Source organism: Falsiroseomonas oryzae, assembly GCF_027856955.1.
Taxonomy (GTDB): Bacteria; Pseudomonadota; Alphaproteobacteria; order Acetobacterales; family Acetobacteraceae; genus Falsiroseomonas; species Falsiroseomonas oryzae.
The window spans coordinates 1-1,823 of the sequence record NZ_JAPSMD010000708.1 but is presented as its reverse complement, the minus strand read 5'-3'; the positions used below and the strand labels follow the sequence as shown (position 1 = coordinate 1,823).

Genomic DNA, 1,823 nt, shown 5'->3' with positions numbered 1-1,823 from the left:
CCCGAGCAGCGCCGGCCGGTCGCCTGCCAGCCGGTCCAGCAGTTCCAGCGCCGTGCGCTCCAGCGCCGCCGGCTCCGCCAGCCGCGCGGCGAGCGGCCGGGCGAGTTCCGCCAGCCGCCCCGGCCCCTCCGCCAGCCGCCAGGTCGGGAAGGCCTCGCGCAGCGCCGGCTCGCTTTCCTCCAGCAGGTCCACCGCCAGCCGCAGCACGGTCGCAAAGGACGGCTCGAGCAGGCCGACAGTGACGTGCAGGCTGGGCGCGTCGCCCGCCTGCGCGGCCGCGTCATGCATCACGCCGCGCGGCACGTAGAGCGTGTCGCCGGGCCGCATCACGATGGTCTCCGGCTCGCCGCTCGGAGAAATGTTGCCGGGCCAGGGCGTCCGGCGCGTCGGCCGGGGCACGGGCTGGCCCGGCCACAGCCGCCAGCGCTTCTCCCCCACCACCTGCAGCACCAGCACGTCATGCGTGTCGTAATGCGGGCGGAAGCCCTGCGCGCCCGGCGGCGTCAGGTAGATGTTGGCCTGCACCGCGTGCAGGAACGCCTGCTCCAGCCCGCGGCAGAAGCGCATCAGCGGCGGGTGCAGCTCGTGGAACTGCGAGACCACCAGCGTCGCGCCCTGGTCGAAGGCATGGAACAGCCCGGGCAGGTCCACGCGCCCGTCGTCGCGCAGATACTCGCCGGGCGGCACCGCCGCGCTGCCCTCCCGCCGGCTTTCCGCCATGGAGACGCGCGGGCTGCGCGCCGCATCGGTCGCCAGGAAGGCGTCCAGCGCGGCGATGGACAGCAGCGGCGCATGATGGTCCGGGCGCGGCGCCGGGATGTGCCGCCACGCCGTGCCCTCGCGCAGCGCCAGCCCGTCCTCCACCGGCAGGTCGCCGAAGGCCTGCGCCCAGGCCTGCTCGGCCAGCGTCCGATCCTCGCTCATGCGCCGAAGCCTACGCGCGGGCGCGCGAGCTCACCACCCGCGCCGGCCGCGCCCCGGTGCGTCGGACGGGTCGCTGTCGCTGACCCCGGTACGATAGACGCGACTGCCGCCACGCCCGCGCCCGGGCGCATCGGACGGGTCGCTGTCGTTGATGCCGGTGCGGTAGGCCGGTGCGCCGCGATAGCCGCCCCGCCCGGCGCCCGGCGCATCGGACGGATCGTTGTCGCTGACCCCGGTGCGGTAGCCCGGCGCCGTGCGGTAGCCGCCGCGGCCGCGCCCCGGCGGATCCGACGGATCGTTGTCGCTGACGCCGGTGGAGAAGCGTCGCCCGCCGCGGCCGAAGCCCGGCGCGTCGGAAGGGTCGTTGTCCGTCACGCCGCTGCCGCGGTGCCCGCCGCGCCCCTGGCCCGGCGGATCGGAGGGATCGGCGTCGCTGATCGCGACCCGGCCCGGCGCATAGGCCGGCGCGGGCGGCGGGACATAGACCACCGGCCCCTGCTGCGGCACGCAGGCCGCGCTCGCCGCTCCGGCGCCGCCCAGCGTCGCCAGGCGCAGCACGAACAGGCGGCGGCGCAGCGCCGGCCCCTTCTCCTCGGGCGTGTCGGTCATCGCGGCTCCTCCCACGCCGCAATGCTGCGGCGGGACGTGGTGGCAGCGCAATGGATGAACGATGCGCATGAACAACTCCTGACCTGCCACGCAGATCGGAGCGTCAGCGCCGCGCGTCCTCGACCTGGGCGGGCGCGGCGGTTTCCTCCGCCGGCATCACCACGATGGTGACGGCGCGCGCGCCGGGCTCGTTGCCACGGCCGGAGTAGGCACCGACGCGCGCCTCCGCGCGGATGCGGTCGCGCTCCACGCCGCGCTCGGCCAGCGCCTGCGCCACCGCCCTCGCGCGT

General features: G+C 76.4%; 3 protein-coding genes. All 3 read right to left on the bottom strand.

The features are described from left to right. A partial coding sequence (locus OZN99_RS30870; RefSeq protein ID WP_270939027.1) for a cupin domain-containing protein occupies positions 1-924 on the bottom strand: 924 nt, incomplete at its 3' end. Between the two features lie 30 nt (positions 925-954). Next, complete coding sequence (locus tag OZN99_RS30865) at positions 955-1,533, bottom strand: hypothetical protein (RefSeq protein ID WP_270939026.1); 579 nt, start codon at positions 1,531-1,533, stop codon at positions 955-957. A 103-nt stretch (positions 1,534-1,636) separates the two neighbouring features. Then, the coding region (locus OZN99_RS30860; RefSeq protein ID WP_270939025.1) for a hypothetical protein at positions 1,637-1,823 on the bottom strand (187 nt) is incomplete at its 5' end.

What these genes read in the sequence shown, in the direction of transcription:
- OZN99_RS30865 (WP_270939026.1), bottom strand. Translation starts at nt 1,533, where the DNA reads ATGACCGACACGCCCGAGGAGAAGGGGCCGGCGCTGCGCCGCCGCCTG.